The sequence below is a fragment of the Halomonas sp. BMC6 genome (assembly GCF_964204995.1).
Taxonomy (GTDB): Bacteria; Pseudomonadota; Gammaproteobacteria; order Pseudomonadales; family Halomonadaceae; genus Vreelandella.
Genome location: NZ_CAXNSH010000001.1, coordinates 1,487,835 through 1,514,246, shown reverse-complemented (window position 1 = coordinate 1,514,246; position 26,412 = coordinate 1,487,835). Strand labels below are relative to the sequence as shown.

Annotated in this window: 30 protein-coding genes; 9 read left to right on the top strand and 21 right to left on the bottom strand. The window is 56.6% G+C overall.

All coding sequences use genetic code 11. The annotated features are described in order from the left end of the window. Window positions 1–3 precede the first annotated feature (3 nt). Window positions 4–270, bottom strand: a complete 267-nt coding sequence (locus AB6K10_RS07205; protein WP_339118304.1) for a hypothetical protein — start codon at window positions 268–270, stop codon at window positions 4–6. A 115-nt stretch (window positions 271–385) separates the two neighbouring features. Between AB6K10_RS07205 and AB6K10_RS07200 the strand changes: the two genes are divergently transcribed. Both AB6K10_RS07200 and AB6K10_RS07195 read left to right on the top strand, forming a co-directional pair. Next, window positions 386–1,144, top strand: coding sequence for a response regulator (locus AB6K10_RS07200; protein ID WP_339118303.1), 759 nt, complete (start codon window positions 386–388; stop codon window positions 1,142–1,144). Beyond that, on the top strand, window positions 1,141–2,220 hold the full coding sequence (locus AB6K10_RS07195) for an ATP-binding protein (RefSeq protein ID WP_339118302.1): 1,080 nt from the start codon (window positions 1,141–1,143) through the stop codon (window positions 2,218–2,220). The genes AB6K10_RS07200 and AB6K10_RS07195 overlap by 4 nt, the downstream gene beginning before the upstream one ends. A 63-nt stretch (window positions 2,221–2,283) precedes the next feature. Here the strand turns inward: AB6K10_RS07195 and AB6K10_RS07190 are convergent, their stop codons facing one another. The 4 genes from AB6K10_RS07190 to AB6K10_RS07175 form a co-directional block, all read right to left on the bottom strand. Then, on the bottom strand, window positions 2,284–3,273 hold the full coding sequence (locus tag AB6K10_RS07190; RefSeq protein ID WP_339118301.1) for a virulence protein RhuM/Fic/DOC family protein: 990 nt from the start codon (window positions 3,271–3,273) through the stop codon (window positions 2,284–2,286). Window positions 3,274–3,455: 182 nt separating this feature from the next. Continuing rightward, window positions 3,456–4,394, bottom strand: coding sequence for a DUF808 domain-containing protein (locus AB6K10_RS07185; protein WP_339118300.1), 939 nt, complete (start codon window positions 4,392–4,394; stop codon window positions 3,456–3,458). Between the two features lie 169 nt (window positions 4,395–4,563). Continuing rightward, window positions 4,564–5,367, bottom strand: coding sequence for a PhzF family phenazine biosynthesis protein (locus AB6K10_RS07180; RefSeq protein WP_339118299.1), 804 nt, complete (start codon window positions 5,365–5,367; stop codon window positions 4,564–4,566). A 383-nt stretch (window positions 5,368–5,750) separates the two neighbouring features. After that, window positions 5,751–6,332 (bottom strand): DedA family protein, encoded by a 582-nt coding sequence (locus AB6K10_RS07175; RefSeq protein WP_339118298.1) that lies wholly within the window; start codon window positions 6,330–6,332, stop codon window positions 5,751–5,753. Window positions 6,333–6,582: 250 nt separating this feature from the next. On the opposite strand from AB6K10_RS07175, the gene AB6K10_RS07170 reads away from it, so the two are divergent. Further along, on the top strand, window positions 6,583–6,891 hold the full coding sequence (locus AB6K10_RS07170) for a hypothetical protein (RefSeq protein WP_339118297.1): 309 nt from the start codon (window positions 6,583–6,585) through the stop codon (window positions 6,889–6,891). Window positions 6,892–7,053: 162 nt separating this feature from the next. On the opposite strand, the gene AB6K10_RS07165 is transcribed toward AB6K10_RS07170, so the two are convergent. Beyond that, the gene (locus tag AB6K10_RS07165) at window positions 7,054–7,314 is read right to left on the bottom strand and encodes a hypothetical protein (protein WP_339118296.1); all 261 of its coding nucleotides are present in this window, start codon (window positions 7,312–7,314) and stop codon (window positions 7,054–7,056) included. A gap of 200 nt (window positions 7,315–7,514) precedes the next feature. On the opposite strand from AB6K10_RS07165, the gene AB6K10_RS07160 reads away from it, so the two are divergent. Next, a complete protein-coding gene (locus AB6K10_RS07160) occupies window positions 7,515–8,141 on the top strand; it encodes a hypothetical protein (RefSeq protein ID WP_339118295.1) in 627 nt (208 codons plus the stop codon). 179 nt (window positions 8,142–8,320) lie between these two features. On the opposite strand, the gene AB6K10_RS07155 is transcribed toward AB6K10_RS07160, so the two are convergent. The 6 genes from AB6K10_RS07155 to guaB form a co-directional block, all read right to left on the bottom strand. Further along, complete coding sequence (locus tag AB6K10_RS07155; protein WP_339118294.1) at window positions 8,321–9,094, bottom strand: hypothetical protein; 774 nt, start codon at window positions 9,092–9,094, stop codon at window positions 8,321–8,323. Between the two features lie 63 nt (window positions 9,095–9,157). Continuing rightward, window positions 9,158–9,457 (bottom strand): hypothetical protein, encoded by a 300-nt coding sequence (locus AB6K10_RS07150; protein WP_339118293.1) that lies wholly within the window; start codon window positions 9,455–9,457, stop codon window positions 9,158–9,160. Next, window positions 9,393–9,857, bottom strand: a complete 465-nt coding sequence (locus AB6K10_RS07145; RefSeq protein ID WP_339118292.1) for a hypothetical protein — start codon at window positions 9,855–9,857, stop codon at window positions 9,393–9,395. The genes AB6K10_RS07150 and AB6K10_RS07145 overlap by 65 nt, the downstream gene beginning before the upstream one ends. A gap of 323 nt (window positions 9,858–10,180) precedes the next feature. Then, window positions 10,181–10,420 (bottom strand): hypothetical protein, encoded by a 240-nt coding sequence (locus AB6K10_RS07140; RefSeq protein WP_339118291.1) that lies wholly within the window; start codon window positions 10,418–10,420, stop codon window positions 10,181–10,183. A 25-nt stretch (window positions 10,421–10,445) separates the two neighbouring features. After that, entirely contained in the window at window positions 10,446–12,023 is a 1,578-nt protein-coding gene (guaA, locus tag AB6K10_RS07135; RefSeq protein ID WP_159341277.1) for a glutamine-hydrolyzing GMP synthase, read from the bottom strand. 89 nt (window positions 12,024–12,112) lie between these two features. Beyond that, window positions 12,113–13,582: an IMP dehydrogenase gene (gene guaB, locus AB6K10_RS07130; protein ID WP_159341276.1), complete on the bottom strand. Its 1,470-nt coding sequence runs from the start codon at window positions 13,580–13,582 to the stop codon at window positions 12,113–12,115. Between the two features lie 217 nt (window positions 13,583–13,799). On the opposite strand from guaB, the gene xseA reads away from it, so the two are divergent. Continuing rightward, the gene (gene xseA / locus AB6K10_RS07125; protein WP_339118290.1) at window positions 13,800–15,155 is read left to right on the top strand and encodes an exodeoxyribonuclease VII large subunit; all 1,356 of its coding nucleotides are present in this window, start codon (window positions 13,800–13,802) and stop codon (window positions 15,153–15,155) included. A 49-nt stretch (window positions 15,156–15,204) separates the two neighbouring features. On the opposite strand, the gene AB6K10_RS07120 is transcribed toward xseA, so the two are convergent. The 4 genes from AB6K10_RS07120 to AB6K10_RS07105 form a co-directional block, all read right to left on the bottom strand. Next, window positions 15,205–16,218 (bottom strand): DUF3618 domain-containing protein, encoded by a 1,014-nt coding sequence (locus AB6K10_RS07120; RefSeq protein ID WP_339118289.1) that lies wholly within the window; start codon window positions 16,216–16,218, stop codon window positions 15,205–15,207. Further along, complete coding sequence (locus tag AB6K10_RS07115) at window positions 16,215–16,643, bottom strand: phage holin family protein (RefSeq protein ID WP_253016681.1); 429 nt, start codon at window positions 16,641–16,643, stop codon at window positions 16,215–16,217. The genes AB6K10_RS07120 and AB6K10_RS07115 overlap by 4 nt, the downstream gene beginning before the upstream one ends. 56 nt (window positions 16,644–16,699) lie before the next feature. Continuing rightward, entirely contained in the window at window positions 16,700–17,179 is a 480-nt protein-coding gene (locus tag AB6K10_RS07110; RefSeq protein WP_339118288.1) for a hypothetical protein, read from the bottom strand. Between the two features lie 200 nt (window positions 17,180–17,379). Beyond that, window positions 17,380–17,502: a hypothetical protein gene (locus AB6K10_RS07105; protein WP_285262795.1), complete on the bottom strand. Its 123-nt coding sequence runs from the start codon at window positions 17,500–17,502 to the stop codon at window positions 17,380–17,382. Window positions 17,503–17,886: 384 nt separating this feature from the next. On the opposite strand from AB6K10_RS07105, the gene AB6K10_RS07100 reads away from it, so the two are divergent. Further along, the gene (locus tag AB6K10_RS07100) at window positions 17,887–18,741 is read left to right on the top strand and encodes an SDR family oxidoreductase (RefSeq protein ID WP_339118287.1); all 855 of its coding nucleotides are present in this window, start codon (window positions 17,887–17,889) and stop codon (window positions 18,739–18,741) included. A 62-nt stretch (window positions 18,742–18,803) separates the two neighbouring features. On the opposite strand, the gene argA is transcribed toward AB6K10_RS07100, so the two are convergent. From argA to AB6K10_RS07085, 3 genes are all read right to left on the bottom strand, one after another. After that, window positions 18,804–20,120, bottom strand: a complete 1,317-nt coding sequence (argA, locus tag AB6K10_RS07095; RefSeq protein WP_159341270.1) for an amino-acid N-acetyltransferase — start codon at window positions 20,118–20,120, stop codon at window positions 18,804–18,806. A gap of 172 nt (window positions 20,121–20,292) precedes the next feature. Next, complete coding sequence (locus AB6K10_RS07090; protein WP_159341269.1) at window positions 20,293–21,558, bottom strand: inorganic phosphate transporter; 1,266 nt, start codon at window positions 21,556–21,558, stop codon at window positions 20,293–20,295. Window positions 21,559–21,567: 9 nt separating this feature from the next. Continuing rightward, window positions 21,568–22,248, bottom strand: coding sequence for a TIGR00153 family protein (locus AB6K10_RS07085; protein WP_159341268.1), 681 nt, complete (start codon window positions 22,246–22,248; stop codon window positions 21,568–21,570). 136 nt (window positions 22,249–22,384) lie between these two features. On the opposite strand from AB6K10_RS07085, the gene AB6K10_RS07080 reads away from it, so the two are divergent. Together AB6K10_RS07080 and AB6K10_RS07075 are read left to right on the top strand one after the other, a co-directional pair. Continuing rightward, window positions 22,385–23,284, top strand: a complete 900-nt coding sequence (locus tag AB6K10_RS07080) for a CYTH domain-containing protein (RefSeq protein WP_339118286.1) — start codon at window positions 22,385–22,387, stop codon at window positions 23,282–23,284. 41 nt (window positions 23,285–23,325) lie between these two features. After that, entirely contained in the window at window positions 23,326–24,231 is a 906-nt protein-coding gene (locus tag AB6K10_RS07075; protein ID WP_285262799.1) for an ion transporter, read from the top strand. A 58-nt stretch (window positions 24,232–24,289) separates the two neighbouring features. On the opposite strand, the gene AB6K10_RS07070 is transcribed toward AB6K10_RS07075, so the two are convergent. Then, a complete protein-coding gene (locus tag AB6K10_RS07070) occupies window positions 24,290–24,913 on the bottom strand; it encodes an L-threonylcarbamoyladenylate synthase (protein ID WP_159341265.1) in 624 nt (207 codons plus the stop codon). A 53-nt stretch (window positions 24,914–24,966) separates the two neighbouring features. Then, the gene (locus AB6K10_RS07065) at window positions 24,967–25,908 is read right to left on the bottom strand and encodes a PHP domain-containing protein (protein WP_159341264.1); all 942 of its coding nucleotides are present in this window, start codon (window positions 25,906–25,908) and stop codon (window positions 24,967–24,969) included. Between the two features lie 146 nt (window positions 25,909–26,054). On the opposite strand from AB6K10_RS07065, the gene AB6K10_RS07060 reads away from it, so the two are divergent. Further along, complete coding sequence (locus tag AB6K10_RS07060; RefSeq protein WP_159341263.1) at window positions 26,055–26,354, top strand: YciI family protein; 300 nt, start codon at window positions 26,055–26,057, stop codon at window positions 26,352–26,354. Window positions 26,355–26,412: the final 58 nt, after the last annotated feature.

Sequence of the window (26,412 nt, the reverse complement as noted above, 5' to 3'; positions counted from 1 at the left end):
TGGCTACCCCGCACTTACGTCGGTTCCCTGCTCGAACAGGCGACGTTGAACAATCCCGCTCACCTGCGGGCGAATTTCTGCCACTTGAAAAGGCAACACTCGGGCCGGCAAATCTTCGCTCAGCTCCAACGTAATGGGCGCTAAGGTCACTACAGACACTCGGGCAGCAGGTGGGGCCGCTGCTTCTTGCTCAACTGGCCCGCAAGCGGTCAACACGATCAGCAGCAAGGCACAGAACCCACCATTTCGATAGATATGTCGGATCGTCATGTATCGTCCCTTCAGGCATGGGCAAATAGTTGCCTAGCAATAAAATTGAAGGGGACTATATCGCTGGTGCGTGGTATTCCTGTCGACGGTATGTGTAGATATGATGGAGAACACAATGAATGTTTCATTAGGCGCTCTCATGTCCACGCATCACCCATCGCCAAGCGTTTCTTCTGGCCTACACGCACTGGTTCTCATCGCCGAAGACGAGCCTGAGATCGCTGAGATTCTGCAGGCTTATCTGAAACGCGCGGGCCTGCGGACCATCCACGCAGCGGATGGACGCAAAGCGTTAGACATGCATTTGTCGATGAAGCCTGACCTCGTCTTACTCGATGTAAAGATGCCTAAGCTGGACGGTTGGCAGGTGCTGTCTGAGGTTCGCCACCGTGGCGAGACGCCCGTCATCATGTTGACCGCGATGGATCAGGACATTGATAAGCTGATGGGCCTGCGGTTTGGTGCCGACGACTACGTCGTCAAACCGTTTAACCCCGCCGAGGTCGTCGCTCGCGCGCAGGCCGTGTTAAGGCGCACCATGGCGCATGCTGGCCATCAACAACCTGTCCTTCGGGTTCCACCCTTCGAGATCGACCTGGAACAACACGAAGCTTTTGTGGAGGTGGGAGGAGACTCGCGCAGCCTTGCTTTAACGCTCACTGAGTTCAGGTTGTTAGCGCACCTTGCCCGCGCGCCCAAAAAGGTGTTCACCCGCGCCGAGCTGTTGGCCGCTTGCCTACCCGAAGGCGAGGCGCTTGAGCGCACCGTCGACAGCCATATCAGCAAGCTGCGTAAAAAACTGGAAGATGTCGATGTGAAAGGCATGCCCGTGGGCATACGCGGCGTTGGGTATCGCCTATGGGGGGCAGAATGAAACTCATTGGGCTAAGCCGCACCATCGCGTTAACCATGGCCGCGATGGCGCTTGGGATTACGCTGTTCGTCGTGGCAGCCTCTTATGTGTTCTATTTCATTGCCTTCCACTTTTGGGAAGGGTCGGTGAGCGATCCCAACATGTTCCCGACAGGGCCGGAGTGGGCTTGGCTCGCTGGCACGACGTTAGTTGGGCTGGCGTTCGCCGTGATAGTGGGCATTCACTTAGCGCGTCGCATTCTGGTGCCACTCAACTCCGTCACAGAAAGCATTCGTCGCGTCGCGCAAGGCGACCTGGACGCACGCGCCACCACCGGTGACCGCTCGTTAGGCGAGGCCGCCGTATTAGCCAACGACTTCAATGCGCTAGCCGACCAATTGCAGCGAATGTCCAAAGACATGGCGTTTTGGAATGCGGCCATCGCCCATGAGCTACGTACGCCAGTGACTATCTTGCGCGGCCGCTTACAAGGCTTGGCAGAGGGTGTCTTCCCACCCGAAACGGCACAGTTCCAAAGCCTGCTTACCCAAATCGACGGCATGGCAAAGCTCATTGAAGACCTTCGCGCCGTGAGTTTGGTCGAAAACGGGCACCTGAATCTTGAGATAAAACCGTGTGACCTTTCTGCTGACATTGAATCCGTCGTTGAGTTTTGTCGACATGCCCTGAATGCCTCACAGCATTACCCAACGCTCGATTTGCAGTCTGGCACTGCGTACTGCGACCCCTTCCGTATTCGTCAGGCGTTGCTGGCGCTGCTGGAAAACGTTCGCCAGCATGCATCGCCAGGCCCCATCACCATCCAAACGCGCCAAGACGACGCTGGGTATGTGCTGCGTGTCATCGACGCTGGCCCAGGCATACCCCAAGAAGATGCCGCGCATATTTTCATGGCGTTCCGACATGCGCGGGACGCCGACAATGGTACGCCGGGAGACAAACGCGGCAGCGGGCTAGGGTTGGCGGTAGTGGCAGCGATTGCCAAAGCCCACCGTGGCGAGGCCAGATGTTACCCCTCTGATGAGGGTGGTTCGTGTTTTGAGTTGCGCTGGCCTACTCAATCACATAGTACGTGATTGCTTGAATAATCGGCGGTCGGTGACATGGCATTAGATCTCAGCACTGCCTTATTGATAGCTTCATTCGTCTTTCAGCAGTATGAAATGCTCAATCAGCCGAATCATTAACGTTTTCTGATCAGGTAGGCTTTCAGCCACTAACAGCGCTAATGCGACAAGCGTATTGTCGTTGATCAGTTGCTCAACGGGCCGGGCTAGCAAAGCTGCGTTGCGACGCAAGTACCATAGAAACAGAAACGACCCACAGCGCTTATTTCCATCGGCCAGAGGGTGATTCTTGATCACAAAATAAAGCAGGTGCGCCGCTCGGGTGGCCACATTGGGGTAAAACAGTTCGTCGCCAAAGCCTTGGTCAATGGTGGCAAGAGCTGAGGTCAAACCGTCGCCCCGCACCTGCCCAAACAGTTCGGTTGCTTCGCCTTTAGCGATTAAGGTCTGTTTTAACTCGCCAATGGCTTTCAGAGCTTCTTCCAACTCAAGTGAATGCATACCGGGCTGTTTAATGTTTAGCTCGGTCAATTGTTGCTCGTCGTAACCTTGCAGCAGGCTCCAGGAACGAGCGTAATCGCTAATCACACGAGCAACCGCTTCGCCTTCTGTTGAAACCAAGCCTTGATTGGTCAGGGTTCGGCTGAGCAGATTCACCGCCTGCTCAAACTCTATGCCACGCTCGGTTAGACGGCGTTGGTTGAGGGTATAGCCTTGCACCAAATGGTCTTTTAATACTTGAGTTGCCCACTTTCGGAAATGGGTGGCACGCTTTGAGCTAACCCGATAACCAACAGAAATAATGGCATCAAGATTGTAGTGTTTGGTGCGGTATCGCTGCCCATGCTCAGCCATATGTTCCAAAATGGAACATGTGCTGTCTTCATTCAGCTCTCCACTTTTATAAATATTACTTAAGTGTTTGGTGATTGCAGGGCGCTTGGTGTTAAACAGTTCTGCCATCTGCGCTTGGCTTAACCAAACGGTCTCTTGCTCCAGCGTCACCTCAAGGTGGGCTTGACCATCTTCGCTGGTGAATATCTGTATTTGCTGATCATTCATGAGTGCTGCCTCCCAGGTTTACATAAAGCGCTTTGCGACTTCAAAACAAGCACCTCCCAAGCAAGCAGCACTCAATCCAGCAGTGGTCACCTTTGCATATTAAAAGAGACTCCAGCGCGCCCGCCCTCAGGTGGTTAAGTAAACCTTAGCATAAAAACTGTCTATTTATACAGCAAATGTTACTAGCGCTTGGCAGGAACGAAGCGCAACACCCCCACCACCACCGAGCCCACCAAGAAGCCAATCACCGCCGAGCACAGCGTATTGAAGCTCCAGTCCAGCGTGCCGCCCAAGGCCCCGGTGGCCTCGCGAATGCCTAGCTCAATATGATGCACCCACTCATAGGGCGCGCTGAACCAGCCCGTTCCCTCGGCTCCCAAATTCACCATCAAGATATGCCCACCTACCCAGAGCATGGCGACGGTGCCAACGACCGAGATGGTCGCCAGCACCTTGGGCATGGCCGTGACCAAGCCCCGGCCCAGCGCCTGTATGCCTGAATGATCCCGCTGGGCGAGTTTCAGGCCCACATCGTCCATCCTGACCAGCAGCGCCACCACGCCATACACCAAAACAGTGATCACAAACGCGACCACGACCAAGCTGGCTAGCTGTGACCAGAATCCCTGATGAGACACCGTCGCCAGCGCAATCACCATAATTTCAGCAGACAGAATCAGGTCGGTGCGGATGGCACCACTGACGATCTTCTTCTCGGCCTCCGGCCCTTTTTCGACCGCGGGCTTGTCATCGTCATGCTGGCCCGAGAGCTTATGCCACACCTTCTCCGCGCCCTCAAAAGCCAAGTAGGTGCCGCCTATCATCAGGATGATCGGCAGTAGCCCGGGCAGAAAATAATTCAGCAGCAGCGCCGCCGGTAGGATAAAAATCAGCTTGTTGCGGATAGAGCCCAGCGCGATCTGCTTCACAATCGCCAGCTCACGATCTGCCACTACCCCGTGCAAATATTGCGGCGTCACCGCCGCATCATCCACCACCACCCCGGCCGCTTTTGCCGTCGCACGCCCAGCGGCAGCGCTCACATCGTCCAGTGATGCTGCGGTCAACTTCGCCAATGCGGCAACGTCATCCAGTAATCCTATTAGACCACCAATGGCCATGGGTGCTTCCTCCATGAATAAGCATTGCAGACAGTAAAGCACACGGTGGCTGGGGCGAGCGGACTCTTTTACGCCAAGGGCAGTGTCGTTTCTCTCCCTTCATGACCTACCCTCACTGCGTCTCTTCGAAGAGTGGCCTTCGAGGGAGCGCGCTATGGAGTGAGAAGCACTACGCTAGGACGGAATTTTCAGGAAGCGTGATTTGCCCCATTAGATAAGGCGCAACGCGGCCTTTAATCATCACGCGCTCGCCTTCTACAACGCAGCTCAGCGCGCCTTGGCGTGCGCCACCCTGGCGGGCAGTCAGTGCTTGCTTACCTAAACGCGCGGCCCAGTAAGGTGCGAGCGACGTATGCGCCGAGCCGGTTACCGGGTCTTCTTCCACGCCGACCTTGGGGCCAAACCAGCGAGACACAAAGTCCACATCATCGCCTTTCGCGGTAACGGCCACACCTCGCCCTGGTAACTGTTTAAGCCGCTGCATATCCGGCATAAGGCGTTCGATCACACTCGCCTCCTCGACAACCACCACGATGTCATCCGCGATCAGCAGCTCTTCGATTTCGATACCGCCCAGGGCAGCGGCGACTTTCGCGTGCATGTTTAGCGGTGCGAGCGTTTTCGCGGGGAAGTCCATCACCAGCGCATCGCCTTCGCGGCGAACGGTCAGTACACCGCTTCTGGTTTCAAAGGCCACCGCCTCGGCCACCACGCCCAAGGCATGGAACACCACCCACGCCGCCGCTAAGGTAGCATGGCCGCACAGATCCACCTCCACCGAAGGCGTAAACCAGCGTAGGTGATAGCCCGATTCCGTGGGTACGAAAAATGCGGTTTCGGACAGGTTATTCTCCGCTGCAATGGCCTGCAGCAGCGTATCATCCAACCACGCCTCCAGCGGGCACACGGCTGCAGGGTTGCCTTCAAAGGGTTTTGAGGCGAAAGCATCTACTTGGTAGAGGTCGATTTTCATGAGTTATCCCAACGCAAATAAAAGAATCTCATCAAGATATCGTAGAAACGTGCATGCAGGTGAGGGTTAGCAAAGCCCAGCAGAAGGCAAGCAAGCTGAGCCTCCCTATGAGCGGGAGTAGCCTTCTAAGCGTTGCCTTTGCGACGGTGGCCCTGGTTATGATTATCACGGCGCGCTTTGCCGAACGTTTCGTAACGCGCTGGGGTATTCCAGGCTGCGCCCTGCGTGGCGCGCTGTAAGACTTCAGCGACAGGCAGCACGGCTTGGCCGCTGATCGCCTATACCGGTGGAATGGCAGCGCTGACGCTGGTGTTACTCACCTGCCTAGTGCGTACTGAAACACAAACGTAAGGGGAATGTCGCTCTCTGGCGAGGCATCAAGCTCAATTGCGCGTCGTTAAGCGCTGAGTTCGTCTCCGCCTGGAAGCCATCACGGCCACTACCGCGATGCAAAGGGTAGCGGCAACACCCGCCCAAACAAAATGGGAAAGGCCGCTTAACCGCTCAAAAAGAGGCGCAAGGGCCTGACCAAACATATAACCGAGCGTGACCCAGGCGGCCGACCAGAGCAGCGCCGAAATAGCATTAAGCAGGATAAATCGTGGCCAAGGATAATCGGTCGTGCCAATCGTCACCGCACCGGCCATGCGTAGCCCATAAAGAAAGCGCAAGGAGAACGCGAAAACGTCCGGGTGGGCGTTGAACGTGGTCACTACACGCCCACCCGCTGCGCTCCCCTGAACCGAACGAACGATAGCGTTATTGCGCCCGCCATGCCCAAGCAGGAAGAACACTTGATCCGCCACGAAAGAACCCAATGCCAGGGCGATGATGGCGGGCCAAACACCGATTAGGTGCTGATGAGACATGATGCCGCCCAGCATCGCGATGCCCTCGCCCTCCAAGCTCGCCCCCACGAACAAGCCGAAGCTGCCATAATTCGCCACCAAATGCTCAAGCGTCATTTGCGTTCATCCATAAAGTTACCCCGGAGCCGTGGGCGGCACGTAAACGCCATCTCTATCGCGATTCGGGATGATGCGGAGGGTTGAATAGGGCTTTTTAGCGGCAGGCAGCTTATTCAATCTGCGAGTGGCATTCAACAGCAACGCAGCCCACACCCATCAGTGCAGCTAAACCAGCAACCCGTTATTATCCTGCTAACTACTTTACCTGCTGGCATCCTGCACACCACACCTACTTACTGGGCACGCTATGCATAACCTGTGGATTCCCGTTGTCGCCATTTTCATCGTGGCGGGCCTGATATTCGGTGGCCAAGCCTACTCCGAGACCCAGCGTGATGCGCACATCGCCACAAGCATATCGCAACGCCTCGGCAGCCAAACACAAGTCGACATCTCGCATTTAAAACGCGTCAACAAGGGCTATGGGGTTTGCGGCGATTATCACCTTGCCAACGTTGAGCACGGCCACTTTTACTACAACAGCGCCAACGAGCGTCTAGCGCTAGGCACCGATGCGCCGCTGTACCAAGATAACTGCGATAGAGTTTCTAACTGAGGACTGGCACCCGTTCACGATCATTTCGGAAGAAATGGTTATCAGCGCCAATGCTATGAGCAAATGTCACTCATCCGGTATCCAGATTGCTTTTGAAAACAATAGCTTGTCATTCGTTTAGCATAGCGTTGGAATACGTTAGATCTCTTAGCGTATCCATCCCTATCCAGGATCAGCCTGAATCGGTGCAGCCTCGGTTTTACCCAACAACCCCCCTGCAGTAGCGCTCATATTACCCAGTGATGCTGCGGTCAACTTCGCCAAAGCGGCAACGTCCTCCAGTAATCCGATCAAACCGCCAATGAGCATTTCATCCGTGAATAAGCCCGGAAGATAGGGAAACGAGAAATAGATCGAGTGTAAATAATTATGAGCGAGACTTATTAAATTTTCTTGTTCAAGCAATTTAAAAATTGCTATCATATAAAGCTATTCAAACTTAGAAAACCAACCCATCAACAATTCGATTAAAACTAAACTACCAAAAGATCAGTTATGAAAAACTCTGAGAATCCTATAGAACCATACCCATACATAACTAACATGAAAAACATCAAATCATATTATTTTAAAACCTTAATATAAAACTTAACCCATTAGAATGTCTTAAAAAAGGAGACACAATGAAACTAAAAATATTAGCAATTTATCTAGCCGCAGCATTCATATACGGCCTTTTATCCTGGGGGTTTGGAAATTATGGTTACAAAAGCCTTGCATATAATCTCGGACGTGGATTAATGTGGCCTATAAATATTTTTGAAAACTCTACCGAGCTAGATTCCACAAATGATACAACTTTCATCACAACGTATCAAAACTTACAATTGGAACATAAAAGTCAGGAAGGAATATATAAATTCAATGAAGCAATAGCAAAAATCATGTTCAACACATATGCGAAAAACAATCAAAACTTCACCCTTAGCGATTATAAAGAAATAGAAAATGGCTCCCTTGCAGGTTATTCTAGCGCGAATGATATGCTTGTTTCGTTATTCACTAATAATAGACTTTTAGTAAGAGAGTTTCGAGAATATGTAGATGGGATGTCTCTAATCGATGTTATCAATGCTGGCAACGATGCCCATAATGAAACCTTAAAAATTTTATCAACACGTCCTACTCGGACACAAAGCATTGAATCATGCATAGACTCTAAAATAGCAGCACATAGAGAAGAGTTAGGAGAAGAAGCTCTAGTGAGGCATGATATGCTTGAAGAGTGGAGAACTGAATGTTCTGACTAAGGTAGGAGAAAGATTAAATCTCAACTCAGATAAAACATTCATATTGTGAGCTGTAGCCCCAAGCATGACGCTTGGGGCTACATGACTTAATCATATATTAAAAATCAGCTTTCAAGAAAATAGTCACACGATATTTAGGCCGACTTAGCAGCACGTGCAAAAAACTCAGAATCAATATTTTATATCTCATAAATCGGTAAATTCCTGAGATCCCTTACAGTTAGTGCGTCAGGTATTGTTTGAAAAAGATCCACGCTTCTTGCAGCTCTAATTCCCACATAAAAACCGTAATCGAGCATTAAAGCTTTATATCTGCGACCAGCTTCAAAAGGAGTCACTCCTTCATTAATAACATGCAGGAATCTTAAACTAACTAAATTTTCAATGATTTTAAATCTTTCAAGCTCAGGCCTAAGCTCTACTAAAAAAGCATTTTTACGCTTTTCACCAACACAGAACATTTTTATAGCCTCTAGTTCAGAGCGTAACTCACCAAGACCACCAGACACGTCTTTTTCAATATCCTTTATTTTAGAGCTAGCCATTTCTGAAGCAGCTAAGTTTACGCTTGTGACTGAAACTCTTTTTTGTCCTTTTATTATAGACTTTGATATTGCATCAGAAAACAAATTCAAAGCATCCCTAGGAACCCCTGCTGCTACCCATACGAGCCTTTCTAAAACACCAGTACCACATATATATGCAACATTTGGAATGCCGCAATAATAGCTATAAGAGTCCAAAATCTTTTTTATATGGTCAAAAGATTTATGAGGCATCGTCAAATTTCTATCTAGATTTATAACTTGAACATCATGCGGCACCTCCAGACCAACTCCTCTTTTCGAGTCAAATAGATTTAAAAAACCCTCAACTGCTGAGAACTTGATATAAACACCATTATCGCGAGCAACTGAATAAAGAGTAGATAAAATCTCAGGCTGAGCGTTCACATCGATAACGTGGAAATCATCTAAAAACAGAAATAGCCCATCTTGATTTCGGGATATTTGAGCTCATAACGCCCTTACTTTTCTAACCAGTCCATTAAATTTAACCAGAGTCTTTTCATTTCCCTGGGAGAAAGAAATTTCGTCGATTTCGCTTATTAAGCTTTCAATCTCTTCTTGGTAAGCTTCACAATTAGACATCTCGGTAAGCATACCAGCCATGACAGAGGCCTTTAACTGCAAACCACTCATAGAAGAGAATGTTTGCATCGGCAGCCAAGAGTAAATCAATTTATCTGCTTCAAGAGCATTGACGCTGTAAAGCATTAGGCTTGATTTGCCAGCTCCGCCGACCAAAAACTGCATGATTGCCCTTTGCAACCACCTGCTGTTCTGCACGATCTACAGTATCTATATAACGCTCACCAAAATCACCACTCAAAACGCTATTTTTCGTAGCTGTTAAACTTTCAGAAATCAGCTTCCTCAAACGTTTAACTTCTGGCAGATCAAGCCGATCAGAGACTCCGCTACGTTTTTTAAGAGTAACCCTATCTTTGAAAACGTTATCTATTGGGAGCTTATCAACAGCTAAGTTCAAATACTTAAAATATCTCTCAGTGGGACATGATAAGAAAATTATCATGTAGGGATGCCCATGCTTCTCTAAAATCTGACAGGTTACTTCACTCAACCCAGACTCTTTCTCAAAAACTTTAATGGCAAAGTCCTTATCTTCTTCATACTGGTTGTTTTTAACATTCATAGTACATTCTCCAATCCTTTAGCACTCAAGTAACCATTTGCATCATTCAAGAATTCACGTGCGAAACTTACGGAGTCTGGCACCATCAATATTAGGCTACCCTCATTTGCCAAATGGTCGTAGTCAGCAGAGTTCCTGTCTTCCCTAAGATCTCTTAATCTTGCAATTCTTGTTTCTCTATTGGGAAAATCGTCAGGTATTTTATGTAAATTCTTATGATCAGAAGAATCCGTTTTATAAATACCACTCACATATAACTCGATAGCGCGTCGTGCATTATATGCGGCGTAGTATGCCCGTGAAACCTTGTGCCTCCATCTCGTTCAAGGTATATTTTCTGCTAGCACACAATGCTCTTCAGATAAACTTAAAAGCAGACAAACATGGCGATTAAGCTCAGCATTTAATAGATATATGCTTTCCTCTGAGATCAAACCAGAAATTACAGATATAACTTCTCTAGCATTATTAGAAACAGTAATAATATTTTTATTTTGGCTCATGATAACTACACAATAAGGTGAATCAAAAGAAAACAGTGCATAGATAAAAAGAGCCCTCATAGGGGCTCTTTAAAAAAACTTTATCTCACTCCCACTCAATCGTCGCAGGCGGCTTACTGCTCACATCATAGGTCACCCGCGAAACGCCTTCCAACTCATTGATAATGCGGTTGGAAACCTTCTCCAGCAGTTCGTAGGGCAGGTGCGCCCAGCGGGCGGTCATGAAGTCGATGGTTTCGACGGCGCGGAGCGCGATGACCCATTCGTAGCGGCGGCCGTCGCCTACTACGCCTACCGATTTCACCGGCAGGAACACGGCGAAGGCTTGGCTGGTTTTTTCGTACCAACCGGCGGCGCGCAGTTCTTCGATGTAGATGGCATCCGCATCGCGCAGGATGTCGGCGTACTCTTTCTTCACTTCGCCGAGAATCCGCACGCCCAGGCCGGGGCCAGGGAACGGGTGGCGGTAAACCATATCGTAAGGCAGGCCGAGCTCTAGGCCGAGTTTGCGCACTTCGTCTTTGAACAGTTCGCGCAGCGGCTCGACCAGCTTGAGCTTCATGGTTTCCGGCAGGCCACCCACGTTGTGGTGGGATTTGATCACGTGCGCTTTGCCGGTTTTCGAGGCAGCGGATTCGATCACGTCCGGGTAGATGGTGCCCTGGGCCAAGAACTCCACGCCTTCAATTTTGCTGGCTTCTTCGTCGAACACGTCGATGAAGGTGTTGCCGATGATCTTACGCTTGGCTTCCGGGTCTTTTTCGCCTTTCAGCTTCTCCAGGAACAGCTCTTCGGCGTCGACGCGAATCACCTTTACGCCCATGTGCTTGGCGAAGGTTTCCATCACTTGGTCGCCTTCGTTCTTACGCAGCAGGCCGTTATCGACGAACACGCAAGTGAGCTGGTCGCCAATCGCTTTGTGCAGTAGCGCGGCCACAACGGAAGAGTCGACACCGCCAGAAAGACCCAGCAGTACGTGGCGGTCGCCGACTTGCTCGCGTACGCGCTGTACTTGGTCTTCGATGATTTGCGCGGGCGTCCACAGCTTTTCGGCTTTACAGATATCCAGCACGAAGTGCTCAAGAATCCGCTGGCCTTGCAGGGTGTGGGTCACTTCCGGGTGGAACTGTACGCCGTAGAACTGCTTCTCTTCCCAGGCCATGGCCGCAATCGGGCAGCTCGGGGTAGAGGCGGTCACGGTGAAGGTGTCGGGGGCTTTAGCGACTTTATCGCCGTGGCTCATCCATACATCCAGCAGCGCGTTGCCGGTTGCGGCGTCTACGTGATCTTTGATGTCTTTGAACAGCGCGGTCTCGGCGTCGATTTGAATCTGGGCGTAGCCAAACTCACGCTGGTTAGAGCCTTCTACCTTGCCGCCCAGCTGCTCGGCCATGGTTTGCATGCCGTAGCAGATACCAAATACCGGCAGGCCCATTTCGAACACGCACTGCGGGGCGCGGGGGGAATCCAGCTCGGTGACGGATTCCGGGCCACCGGCCAGGATGATGCCGTTGGGGTTGTATTCGCGAATCTCTTCTTCGGTGATATCGAAGGCGCGGATTTCAGAGAATACGCCGATTTCGCGAACCCGGCGGGCGATCAGCTGGGTGTACTGGGAGCCGAAGTCGAGAATCAGGATCTTATGGGCGTGAATGTCACTCATGGCGGAGCCTCTATAACGCGGAACGGGCCGCATTGGCTAAAAAGCAAGCGGCGGGGCAATGCCCGCCGCCGTGTAACTTAATGCGCTGGTTAGCTCACCCGGTAGTTGGGGGCTTCTTTGGTGATCTGCACGTCGTGAACGTGGGACTCGTTAAAGCCAGCGCCGGTGATTTGTACGAATTCCGGCTTGGTGCGCATTTCTTGAATATCGCGGCAGCCGGTGTAACCCATGGAGGCGCGCAGGCCGCCCATCAGCTGGTGGACGATGGCGCCCATCATGCCTTTATAGGGCACGCGACCTTCGATGCCTTCCGGTACCAGTTTTTCGGCACCGGCATCTTTGTCTTGGAAGTAGCGGTCGGCGCTGCCTTGGTTCTGGGACATCGCGCCCATGGAACCCATGCCGCGGTAGGCTTTGTAGGTACGGCCTTGGTAAAGCTCCACTTCACCCGGCGCTTCTTCGGTACCGGCCAGCAGGCCACCTACCATTACGGCGCTGGCGCCAGCGGCAATGGCTTTGGCTAGGTCGCCAGAGAAGCGTACGCCACCATCGGCAATCAGCGGAATGTCGAACTCTTTCAGCGCTTCGGCCACGTTGGAAACGGCGGTGATTTGCGGTACGCCAACGCCTGCTACGATGCGGGTGGTGCAGATGGAGCCGGGGCCAATGCCGACTTTCACCGCATCTGCGCCTGCTTCCGCCAGCGCTTTGGCAGCAGCGGCGGTGGCGATATTGCCGCCAATCACTTGAATCTGCGGGAAGTGCTCTTTGATCCAGCGAACGCGATCAATCACGCCCTGGGAGTGGCCGTGGGCGGTGTCGACGATAATCACGTCAACGCCTGCTTCGGCCAGTGCCGCGACGCGGTCCGGGGTTTCCGGGCCGGTGCCTACCGCTGCGCCTACTAGCAGGCGGCCGTCGCTGTCTTTAGCAGCCATCGGGTAGGTGCGGGCTTTTTCGATGTCTTGGAAAGTGACTAGGCCACGCAGGTGGAAGGCGTCATCGACAATCAGCATTTTCTCGATGCGGTGCTCGCGCATCTTGGCTTTGCTGACTTCGAGTTCAGTGCCTTCCGGTACGGTGACCAGACGCTCGCGGGGGGTCATGATATCGGCCACGCTGTCGCCGTGGTTCGGTTGGAAGCGCATGTCACGCTCGGTGACGATGCCGACCAGGGTTTCGCCTTCCACCACCGGGAAGCCGGAGAAGCCGTATTCGCGGGCCATGGCCAGCAGGTCTTCCAGCTTGGCTTTGGGGCTCACGGTGACCGGGTCTTTGACGATGACGCTTTCGTGCTTCTTTACCTTGCGCACTTCAGCGGCCTGTTGCGCCATGGTCATGTTCTTATGGATGATGCCGATGCCGCCTTCCTGAGCCATCGCAATCGCTAGACGCGCTTCGGTGACAGTGTCCATTGCAGCGGAAAGCAGGGGAATATTCAGGAAGAGATTGCGGGTCAGGCGGGTTTTGAGGCTGACATCCTTTGGCAGAACGTCGGAGAAGCCGGGAACGAGGAGTACGTCATCGAACGTAAGCGCTTCTTGGGCCATACGTAGCATAGCGGCAACACCCATTGAGAAGTGGGAAGATGGGGCGTGAAAAGTTAATCGCCTATTATAACGTTTTGAGGGCCGCCCCAGCAATGCAGAGACGCGGTTGGGCTTATACCAATTGCTAATGACGCTGGAGGCGCTGCGGGAATAAGCGCCGCTGGCAAGGCTCACGCACCTCGTTTGAGGTATCGTGTCATCCACGAAATGATCACCAAGGCCAACGATGGAACCGACAAGCACATCACCCACTCCCAAAGCGCTCTCCGTGAGCCAACTCAACCAGCGCGCCAAGCAAACCCTGGAGCGCGACGTGGGGGAAGTGTGGGTAGAGGGCGAGCTTTCTAACGTCTCCCGCCCGGCCTCGGGGCATATCTATTTCACTTTAAAAGACGACCGGGCGCAGATTCGCTGCGCGCTGTTCCGTCAGCGAGCGCGCTTTGTGGCCGCCCCCATGCGCGATGGCGACCAAGTGAAGCTACGCGGGCGGGTCTCGCTGTTCGAGCCGCGGGGCGATTACCAGCTCATTGCCGAAGCGGTGCAAGCCGCTGGCCTTGGCGAGCTGCTGGCGGCTTTTGAGCGTTTGAAAGCGCAGCTGGAAGGCGAAGGCGTGTTCGCCAATACGCGCCCCCTGCCCTTTCCACCGCGCAAGATTTTGATTTTAAGCTCCGCCACTGGGGCGGCCATTCGCGATGTGCTGGCCGTATTGGCCGCCCGCTGGCCGCTGGCAGACGTAACGCTGATTCCCGTACCGGTTCAGGGCGCAGACGCCGCCCCGGCGATGATCTCGGCGCTGGGCCTGCTCAACCGGCAGGCGCGGCTAGACCCCGAACAAGATGTGGTGCTGATCACCCGTGGCGGCGGCAGCCTGGAAGATCTCTGGGCGTTTAATAACGAACACTTGGCGCGGGCGATTTTTCACTCCCGGCTGCCGGTGATGTCAGCGGTGGGCCACGAGGTGGATGTCACCCTGGCGGACTTTGCCGCCGATATGCGCGCCCCGACTCCGTCCGCCGCCGCCGAGCGCCTAGTGCCCGACCAACACGCCCTCAAGCGCCAGCTCGCTCAAGCGGAGCAGCGTTTGCACCGAAGCATGCAGGCGCGGTTAGAACGCGATAGCCAGCGGCTAGATACCCTACGCGCCCGCCTTCGCCATCCCGGCGAACAGCTCGCCCGCCAGCGCCAGCACCTCACTACGCTGCAGCAGCGCCTTACCCGCGCCATGCAGCAATCGCTCGCCCAGCAAAAAGCCCACGTGGCCCAGCTCACCCGACGCCTGGCCAGCCAAGATATGGCACGGCTGCACCGCGCCGAAAGCGAGCGTATCAGCAGCCTACAGCGCCGCTTGGCCAGCGCCATGCAGCGCATGTTAGAAACGCGGCAAGCACGCCTGCACAGCGCCGCCCGCGAGCTGAACGCCGTCAGCCCGCTGGCCGTACTCGGCCGCGGCTACGCCATCGCTCAAGATGCCCAAGGCCAAGTCATCCGCCGCGCCGAAGACACCCAGCCCGGCCAACTGCTCAAACTGCGCCTGGGCGAAGGTCGCCTCAACGTTGAAGTAAAACGGCGCTACAAGAAGTAGCGCCGTGGCTTGGTTGATGAGAGAAACGGTGAATGAGCGGGAGTAACCGCTATGGCAGCGGCGGTTTGCGTGTTTCCGAGGTTGACGTGGTGGTAGTCGCCCCTGGGGTCGTGGGGTGGACGCTGCCGGGGGTGGCGCCATTAGTCCCTGCGCCCTGGGTGTTGCCCGACGGCGTGCTGGAGCCCGCTAACCCCGGCTCGTGATGCTGGGTGGGGTTATCATCCTCTTTATGACCCTGTTCGCGCTGTTCATGGGCGTGCTGTTTAACCGATTCCGCTTTGTCGTGAATCGCGTGCTGCGCTCTATCCACTTGCGCCTCGCCCATTTTGGTCGCTTGATCCATGGCTTGGTTGCGGTACTCGCCCAGGGTGTCGTTCTCTTTGCGCGTCATAGCGCTCATGCTGGCAAGCGCCGCCCCCAGTGCAAACCCTAGTGCGCCGACCACCAACGGGTGATCTTGAATGAAGTCCGAAGAGCGGTCGCTGGCGTGGTGGGCGCGCTCTTTCATGTGATCGACGCGGTGTTGTGTGCCCTGCTGGGCGTGAGACATGGAATCGTGCATACGACCTCCCCATTGGTGCGCTTTTTCGCCGACTTGTTGTGCCGCCCCGTGAGCACTGTGGCCCACATGCCGAACGCGTTCTTTGATGCCCGTGCCAGTCGCGTCGCTGCGCGGGTCGTGCTGCCCGGCGCTGGCGCGGGGCGGGGTTACCACCTCATCCGGCGTTGTTGGCGTTGGGTGTACATCGGTGGCATGGCCGTGGGCGTGGCGATGCCGATCAGGGCCATTCGATTGGCGCAGCATCAGCCAGCCCAACCCTGCGCCAGTGAGCAGCGTGGGCACGGGGTTTTGCTTCACCGTCGTGCCCAAATTGGCAAAGAACTCGTTGGCACCGCCGTGGCGCAGGTAGTCATAGGTGGTGTGCAGCCACTGTTCGGGCGAAAAGCGCTCTTCGATTTGGTGCAGCGTGGCATCCAGCCGCTCGCGGGATTGGTGAATCTCTTGTTCGATCTCGTCCGGTTCACGCTGTGCCTGGCTGTGTGAAGTATCGCGCTCGCTCATTTCACCTCCTCCTTGACGTGCTGCTGATGCTGCTTGGCCAGCGTTTTGTCGCTGCGCAGGCTATTCATGGTGCGGTTCGGCATCAGCCCCTGGGCACGCACTTTTTTCAGCCCCGCTTTGAGCATGACTACGCCCACCAGCGTGACCACGACCCCGACGACCACGGCTGCCAGCCACGGGCGCGTTTCCGGTGGCAGCACGCCGTTCAATAGCATGACCAGCGCGGCCAGCAGCGTGAGAAACCCGCCCAACAGCACCGCGCCTGCCGTGGCAACGGCTCCCACGCCTGCCATCGCTTGATGGGTTTTTTCCGACATTTCGGCTTTGGCGAGTGCCGCCTCGCCGCGCACCAGGGCGGTCACTTCGTTAAGTAACGTGGATAGCAGCGTGCCTACCGAGCTGCTTTTTTGGCTCTCTGATTCCATTCTTGGTCTCCCGCTTCCTGCATGACGTGTGATGTAAGCGCGTGGTGAACACCTGGTTAAAGCGTTTGGTCGGGAACCGACGTTTCGGAGGACGCGGCGGGCGCAGGGGCTTTATCGGGGGAGCTGCGCAGAAAGCGCGTGACCAAAAAGCCCGCGGCAATGGCGCCACCAATGAACATGGCAGGCTCGCGGCGGCCGTAATCCTCGGCAGCGCGGCAGAGGCTGTGCAGGTCTTTATCCCGCATGCGTTGCGAAAAGCGCTCGGTGTGGTCCGCCAGTTTTCGGGCCTGTTCCGAGCAGAAGGGTTGCTGCTGGCGGTCAAACTCATCCGCCGCGTTCTTGAGCACCGTGCCTAAGGTATGGGTGTGCTGGGCGGCGGTGTCTCGCTGGCGCTCGAACGTACTTTCGGCCTGTTCGCGGGCGGCCTCTTTGATGTCATCGACACTCTGCTGACCTTTTTGCTTCAGTGTTTCGTGGTCAGGGTGATGACCGGTGTGATGGTCCGTGGCGTCGTGATGGGGTCCTTGATCGTTCATGGTGACGTTCTCCGTGTCAGTGAAACCTCACCAGAACTATAGCGAGCCTGGGGCCCCTTTCCATGTCCACACAGTCGAATTAACCCAGCGCATGCTGGGCCGCAACAAAGGTTAAGAAGGTGGCAGTCGCCAGCCATATCGCTGACGGTGCCCATAAAAAAGGCGCTGTTGACAGCGCCTGTTCGGTAGCGGGTATGGGCTTACTTTTTCTCCGACTCGTCATCGCTATCCGGATTGACGTGGTGTGTGTCGGGCATGGGGTTCGCATCGTCGTGATGGTCGTCGCGCTGGTCTTTCTTCTGGTCGTCTTTATCCGGAGACATAGTTCCTCCTACTCCTTGGTGGTCGAGAAAGCGGCTGTCTACACATGGGTAGGGACAGGCCTCCCTCACTATATAGCTGCTGGCAGGTTGATTGCCATGCAGCGCGGCAATCCACTCATCGTCAGCACAGCGCCAAGAAACGCTCAAAAAATAATAAAAATCATACCTTTAGAAACAAAACCCATACTTTAGCGCCGTAGATGAGCTGTTTAAATAGCCTTTATTAATTCTGACTATGCCAGCCGCCGCTGGCGCTGTGTCATTTGCCCTTCCCTTCGCCTTTGGTCTACGTTGAAAGCTCCCCGCTGGCAGCCAGCCGCCCTGGAGAGGGGTGGCCCTGCCGGCAGATCGAAGCGATTCGTGCACGCAAAGGAGTGACCGCACATGAGCGAACAGCAGCAGCCCCCACAGCACCAGAACAAGCAGCCCGGCGATGAGCACGTCATGCGCCCGGAGCCGGAGTACATTCGCGAGAGCTATCGCGGCACTGACAAACTGCTGGATAAAGTGGCGATCATTACCGGCGGCGACAGCGGCATTGGCCGCGCCGTGGCCGTCCACTATGCCCGTGAAGGCGCGGATAGCGTGATCGTGCATCTCAAAGAGACCCAGGATGCCGAGGAAACCAAACGGCTAGTGGAAGCGGAAGGACGCCGCTGTCTGGTGCTGAAAGGCGATGTGGCCGCGCCCAGCTTCTGCCGGGAGATCGTCAACCGTACCCGGCAGGAGTTTGGCAAGATCAACATCGTGATCAATAACGCCGCCGAGCAGTACGACTGGGACGATATTATCGAGATCCCCGACGAGCAGTTGCAGCGCACCTTTCAGACCAACATCTTCAGCCACTTTTACCTGACCAAAGCCGCGCTGCCCCATTTGAGCGAAGGCGATACGATCATTGCCACTTCGTCCATCAACGCGTTCAAGGGCAACGACACGCTGATCGATTATACCGCCACCAAAGGCGCTATTCAGGGCTTGGTGCGTTCGCTGGCGATGTCGCTGATGGACCGAGGCATTCGCGTCAACGCCGTGGCCCCCGGCCCCATCTGGACGCCGCTGATTCCGGCCAGCTTCGAGGACGATAAAGTAGCGGAATTTGGTAACCAAGTGCCGATGAAACGCCCCGGCCAACCCAGCGAAATCGGCCCGGCCTACGTCTACTTGGCCAGCGAGGAGTCGTCTTACATGAGCGGCCAAACCATGCACTTGAACGGCGGTGTGATTCTCAATACTTGAGCAGCGTTCCGGGGCGGCGTAGCCGCCCCGGCCACTCACCACTCACCTTTTTCCACTCACTTTCATCCCGCCAAATTTTTCACCAGCACCTTGGATTTACGAGCATGGTTGTAAGCTTCGCGCTTCAACGGCGGCAGGTCTTCTAGGCTTGCCGGGCGGAAGCCGCGCTCGACGAACCAGTGGGCCGTGTGGGTGGTGAGCACGAACATGTCGGACAGCCCACGCTGACGTGCCCGGCGTTCCTGGGCCTCTACCAGCCGTTCGCCGCGTTCGCCGCCCCGGTAGTTGCCATGAACGGCGACACAGGCCAGCTCGCCCACGGTGGTGTCGGGGAAGACGTGGAGCGCCGCGCAGCCGATCACCATGCCGTCCCGTTCGATCACCATGTAATCGTCGATCTCGTGTTCGAGTCGTTCGCGGGAGCGCGCCACCAGCATGCCGCGCCGCTCTAACGGCTCCAGCAGCTCCAGCAGGCCCGCTACGTCGTTCAGAGTGGCGGGGCGCAGCTGCTCGTAGCGGTGCTGGGTAATCATGGTGCCCACGCCGTCACGGGTGAACAGCTCGCCCAGCAGCGCGTCGTGATTACGCCACGAGAGCAAGTGAGTACGTGCGACGCCTTCGCGGGCGGCGGTGCAGGCAGCACTTAAATGCCGCGCCAATTCGCTGCCCGGCACGGCATGCTGCAGGCGTGGCTCGGCTTCAAAGGGAGACAGCTGGCGCAGTAGCGCACCCTGCTCGTCCTCCAGCCCTTCTGATTCGCCCAGCAAAATCAGCTTATCGGCCTTTAGAGCCACGGCGGCGTGTTGGGCGACCTCCGAGGCATCTAAATCGAACACTTCACCCGTGCTGGAAAACCCCAGCGGCGGTAGCAGCACGAGCGAGCCTTTTTCCAGCAGCCCCTCGATGGCGCTGGCGCGCACCCGGCGCACTTCGCCGCTGTGGTCAAAATCCACCCCTTCGCGCACGCCCAGCGGCTTGGCGGTGACCAGGTTGCCGGAAATCACGCTGAGCTCAACGCCGTGCAGCGGCGTGCTGGGCAAGCCAAGAGAAAGCCGCGCTTCCAGCCATAGCCGCTGGTGCGCCGCGACCTGCTCGACGTGGGCCATCACGGCGCGATCCGCGACCCAGCGGCCATCCACTCGGGTGGGTTCGACACCGGCGGCCGTCAGCGCTTCATGCACCTGTGGGCGAATGCCGAACACCACGACCAAGCGGACCCCCAAGGTGTGTAGCAGCGCCAAGTCCTGAATGAGCTGCTCCCCTCGGCCAGAGGCCATGGCTTCGCCTTCGATCAGGATGACAAAGGTTCGTCCCCGGTGGGCATTGATGTACGGGGAAGCGTTACGAAACCAATCTACAAAGGGGAAACGAGTGTCCAAGGGCCGCTCTCCGGCAGCAGGTGAATGAAGATGTCGCTATTTACTTTAACAGAGCACCAAAAACAGCGGCACCTTCCGTTGCAAAGATCTTATGCAAAGACCGTTTGCGAGAAGGTGCCGCTGGGGAGGTGCCCGTTAGCCTTGGCCAACCGGGCACGATGACATCCGGTGATTAACCAAACATGCCTTTGAACATGAAGAAGAACAGAATGGCCAAGCCAGCCCCGGCGGGCAGCGTGATGAGCCAGGACATGGCGATGGTGCCAATCACGCGCAGGTTCAGCGCCGCCATCCCCCGCGCCAGCCCTACGCCCAGCACCGCGCCTACTAGGGTGTGCGTGGTCGAGATCGGCAGGCCGGTGCCCGAGGCCAGCACCACCGTGGTTGCCGCCGCCAACGTGGCCGCGAAACCACGGCTCGGCGTGAGTTCGGTGATGCCGGTGCCAACCGTCGCGATGACTTTATGACCGTAAGTCACCAAGCCCACGACGATACCGCCGCCGCCCAGTACCAGGACCCACCAGGGCACCAGCGCCGACGCTTCGATTTCGCCGCCGGTTTGCACCACGCTGATCACTGCCGCCAGCGGGCCCACCGCGTTGGCCACGTCGTTAGACCCGTGCGCAAACGCCATGGCGCAGGCGGTGAAGATCATCAGCACGCCGAACACGCGCTCCACGTTGGCGTAACCAAAATGGTCGTTGGCGCTCTTTTCGAACTTGATGCGGCGCTGCATCAGCATCCCGATGCCCATGATCACCAGACCCAGCAGGATCGAGAGCAACAGGCTCTGGTTGAAGGTGAGGTCGAGCCCCACGTGGGAGAGGCCCTTGGTCAACGTCACCATGGCGACGATGAAACCGACCAGGAACACATACCCCGGCACATAGCGTTTGGCGGCGGTGAACGGGTTGTCGTTCTCGAAAATCAGGTGGTGGACCGATTTGAACAGCACGAAACCGATGGTACCGGCAAGCAGCGGGGACACGACCCAGCTTGCGGCAATCTTAGTCACCGCGCTCCAATCCACGGTAGACGCGCCCAAGCCCGCCACCGCGAAGCCCACGATCGCCCCGACGATGGAGTGCGTGGTGGATACGGGCCAGCCTTTCATGGAAGCGACCAGCAGCCAGGTACCGGCGGCCAGCAGCGCAGCCAACATACCGTATACCAGTAGCTGCGGGTCTTCTTGAAGCAGTTCGGGGTCGATGATGCCTTTACGGATGGTGTTGGTGACTTCGCCACCCGCCAGCCAAGCACCCAAGAATTCAAAAATGACGGCAATCAGGATCGCCTGTTTGATGGTGATCGCTTTCGACCCCACCGAGGTTCCCATGGCGTTGGCGACATCGTTGGCACCCACGCCCCACGCCATGAAGAAGCCGAACAAACAGGCCAGAATGATAAAAATGTCACCGTGCTGGGCAATAATCTGCATGAGGTTCCCTTAGCGTGCGGTCAAAATCTGCAGGCGGCTGCCCACGCGTTCTGCGCGGTCAGAAACTTCACCGACCCACTCGATGATCTTGTAAAGGAAGATCACATCCACCGGCGGTAGCTGGCTCTCCAGCTCGAAAAGTTGACGACGAATCGCCACCTGCTGGCTGTCGGCCTGGTGTTCGAGGGTGTGCAGTTCGCGGATCATGTTCTGCATGACATCGGAAACGTTGCGACCAAAGCCGGATTCCAGCAGGTCTTTCAACTCTTCCAGCGCTTGGCGCGCTTGGGCCACGCAGGCCACACTGGTACGCATGTAGTCGCGCATCGGCTCGGCCAGTTCGTTGGGCACGCGCATTTTGCGGCCCAGCATGATGCCGGTAATGTCGCGCACTTTGTTGGCGATCTTGTCCTGCACGCTGATCAAATCGAGCAGGTCGGAGCGCGAGACGGGTAGGAACATGGTGTTCGGCAGGTTCAGCCGCAGCTCTGTCTTCAGGGTGTCGGCATCGTGCTCTAAGCGCGTGACGTTCTCGCGCAGTTCCGCTGCCGTGTCCCAATCACCGGCCAGCGTTGCCTCGAAGAACGGCAGCAGTTGGTCGGCACATTCATTGGCCTTGACGATGTGGGCCAGCAACGGCTGGAATGGCGAGCGGCCAAACATCGCGGAAAAAGGGTTGGAGGTTACCATATAGCCTTTAGCCTGTTTTCGGGGAGCCTGGAAATGGCGGGCGCCAGTATAAAGAGTGCGTCCGCCGCCGTCATGAAAAGTTCATAATGTCATCAAAAATTAACCAAAATGTCACAATATTGAGGTGGCGATTGTCATGAAAGAGTCAACCAACGCGCCAGCGCCCACCGAGGTGGAACTCAAGCTGGCACTGCCGCCCAGCCAGCTGTCAGCGCTGTTACACCACTCCGTCCTTGCGGGCACGCCGCCGGTTCAGCAGCGGCTTGCCAACACCTACTTCGACACCCCGGCGGGCGATCTTGCCGCCGCGCGGGTGGCCGTGCGCCTGCGCAACATCGACCAGCAGGTGCTGCAAACCGTCAAAACGGCGGGCCAGGGCGGCGGCGGGCTCTCTAGCCGCGAGGAGTGGGAGTGGCCTGTACCGACCGCCGACCTAGACCAAGCGGCACTGGCCAAGCTGCCGCCGTTTCAAGGCGCGCTGGGCGAGTGCATTGCGGCGCTGCGCCCCACATTGAGCACCGATTTCACACGCCGTAGCTGGCCATTGGTATGGCAAGGCAGCCATATCGAGCTGGTGCTGGATGAAGGGGAGATCGTCTGCGGTCGCGCGCGTGCGCCCATTTGCGAGGTGGAGCTGGAGCTGAAAGCGGGCGACCCTGCGGCGCTATGGACGCTCGCCGTCGAGCTGGCCAGCGACGTACCGCTGCGCCCTTCCGATACCAGCAAGGCGGCGCGTGGCAACGCCCTTGGGCGCCAGCAGTGGCCACTACCCGCCGCAACGCGCCCTGCCGAATGGCTACACCGCGCCACTGTCGCGCTGGATGCCTACCATGACAGCCAAGACGCGGCGCACCTCAGCGCCGCACAGCAGGCCTTGGATGCGCTGGCCCAGCATCCGCAGCTCGATGGCGCAGCACGAAGCGAGGCCGCCACGCTGCCTAGCGCGCTGGATAGCCAAGGCATGCCATCCACCGCGTATGGCGTGGCTGCGTTAAATCTGGCCCGTCGCTTGGCTCACGAAACCGCGCTACGCTAACGACACTGCACGATTGATTAAGCCTACTTCAGGATGACGCGATGAGCTTTCCTCTCACTCCCGGTGCCGACGGACTTCGCACCCGGCTGTTCCACCTTATCTTCGAATCCGATACGCCGGGGGCAAAGGCGTTCGACATTGCGCTGATCGTCGCCATTCTGCTGAGCGTGACGGTGATTTTGCTGGGCAGCATCGAGATCTATGCCGAGCGTTACGGGCATATCTTCTTCTACATCGAGTGGGCATTCACGCTGCTGTTTAGCCTGGAGCTGCTGGTGCGCCTCTACTGCCTGGAGCGCCCCACGGTCTACCTCAAGAGCTTTTACGGTATCGTCGATGTCGTGGCGATCATCCCTACCTGGCTGGTGCTACTGGTGCCGGGGGCGCATGGGCTGGTGATCGTGCGAATTCTGCGCGTGCTGCGCATCTTCCGCATTTTGCGGCTGATGGAGTTCGTGGGGGAAGGCAGGCTACTGCTGGATGCGCTCAAGCGCAGCCTGCGCCAAATTCTGCTCTTTTTCAGCAGCATTCTCATGGTCGTCACGCTGTTTGCCGCGTTGATGTACACCATCGAATCGCCGGAAGCGGGCTTTACCAGCATTCCCATGTCGATGTACTGGGCCATCGTGAGCATGACCACCGTGGGCTATGGCGATATCGTGCCGGCCACGTCGCTGGGCAAGGCGATTACCGTCATTCTGATGCTGATTGGTTACTCGATCATTGCCGTGCCCACCGGGGTGTTTTCTGCCCAGGTGATTCGCTCGATTCGTGAAGACCGGTATTCGGAAGAGGCCTGCCCCGGGTGTGGCCATGACCGCCATGAAAAGCGCGCCCGCTACTGTCTGCGCTGCGGCACCTGGCTGGATGAAAATAGCGAAGACCCGCGCAAGAAAGCGCAGAAAAAGGATGACGATCCCGACGAGGAAGCCCCGAGCGATTCGTAGCGCTCTGGCAAGACGACGGGGGCGCTAAGCGCCCCCGTCGTGTAGACGCGTTTGCGTGTCAATCTTGAAACGGCGTAATGTCGCCACGCCCTTCCCGCACGATTTTCGGCGGCAGTTCACGCAGGTCGATCACGCTGGTGGGATCGAGGTGGCAAGCGCCGCCGTCGATGATCAGGTCTAAGTGAGCACCAAAGCGGTCGCGAATTTCTTCGGGGTCGCTCATCGGCAGCGCTTCACCCACGGGAATGAGCGTCACGCTCATCAGCGGTTCACCCAGCGCTTCGAGAAGCGCATGGGTAATCCGGTGGTCGGGCACCCGCACGCCGATGGAGCGACGTTTGGGGTGCAGCAGCAGGCGCGGCACCTCGGTGGTGGCATCCAGAATGTAGGTGTAGGGGCCGGGCGTGTGGGCCTTCAGCAGCCGGAACACGGCGTTATCCACTTTGGCGTAGGTGCCAATTTCCGAGAGATCCGAACACACCAGGGTGAAGTTGTGCTTGTCATCCAGCGAGCGCAGCCATTTGATCTTCTCGATGGCCTTTTTCTCGCCTAGATGGCAGCCCAGCGCATAGCCCGAGTCCGTGGGGTACGCCACTACGCCGCCTTTACGAATGATCTCGGTGGCTTGGTCGATTAGCCGCTTTTGCGGGTTTTCCGGATGTATTTGAAAATATTGGCTCATCGATGACTCCTGGTCAGCATGGGGATGTCTTTCAGCGTAGCTGATCCCGCCGCTTAGCACCCGCGGGCGAGCATGCCGCTGGGGGCGTCTCGCAGGTGCGCCAAGCGGGGGTGTTGCCAAATCGGCGGCGCGGCGGTGCGGGGCACCGGGCTCATACTGCCAGGGGCCGCGTGGCTACCGGGAAAGTGAAAATCGCTGCCCAATGAGGCGTACAGCGACCGCTCGACCAGTTGGCGCGCCAAGTCGCGGGTGGTATCGGGGTTTTGCTGTCCACTCACCAGCTCCACGCCTTGGCCACCGGCCTCCATAAAGGCATCCATCAACAGTCCGCGCTTGCGCCGAGTGAGCCCGTAGCGCAGCGGATGAGCCAGCACGGCCACCCCGCCAGAAGCGACGACCCACCCGACCGCTTCGCTGATCTCCGGCCAGTGGGCTTTGACATCGCCCTTCTTGCCGCTGCCCAAGTAGCGCTTGAACGCGCCAGCCCAGTCGGCCACCACGCCCTCCGCCACGAGCGCTCGGGCAAAATCGGGCCGCCCTAGCGGGCGGTCGCTGCCTGCCTGGGCGCGGGCTTTTTCCAGGGCGTTGGGGAGGCCCATTTTTTCTAGCCGCTCGGCGATCACGTCGGCGCGTTTGATGCGCGCGTCTCGCTGGCGTTCGAGCCCGTCGATCAACGGCCCTTGCAGGCCACCCGGCACCAGCGCGACCACGTGGATGTTGATGCCCTGCCAGCGAGTGGATAACTCGCACCCTGGCACTAGGCAGAGCCCTGACTGTTGGGCAGCGTGGCTCGCTTCTTCCACGCCGTCCATGGTGTCGTGGTCCGTCAGCGCCATATGGGTCAAACCGCGTTCAGCGCACAAGGCCACCAGTTCAGCAGGCGAAAGCGCTCCGTCAGAAGCAGTTGAGTGCATGTGCAGATCCACCGTGTAACGCTGGTCGGCATCGAAGGCGGTGGGCAGTACAGTCGCAAGAGCGTTAGGAAGTAGTGGCATTAGCATGACGCCGTGTGGCGAGTTTGTCAGAATAGGCGTGTACAACACGAACAAGCTCGCCATGGTGCGCGCTAACCGGGGTGCGGTCAATGTGTTGACCTGGGCGACAGCGTCGCCACTGCCCCTGCCTTCAAGGAGTTATCCCCATGCTTTACGCCATTATCAGTGAAGACGTTGCCAACAGCTTAGAGCGCCGCTTGGCGGCTCGCCCTGACCATCTAGCGCGCCTCGAAGAGCTGCGCGATGAGGGACGGCTCATTTTGGCAGGGCCGCACCCAGCCATCGATTCCGATAACCCCGGCGATGCGGGCTTCACCGGCAGCTTGGTGGTGGCGGAATTCGACAGTTTAGAGGACGCTCAGGCCTGGGCAGACGCCGATCCATACATCATCGCAGGGGTCTATGCCAAGGTAATTGTTAAGCCGTTCAAAAAAGTTTTGCCTTGACCCTTTGAGGCGAGTGTGGAGGGTCCGCCCGCTTTTTCACAGAGCCTGTGGAAAACTC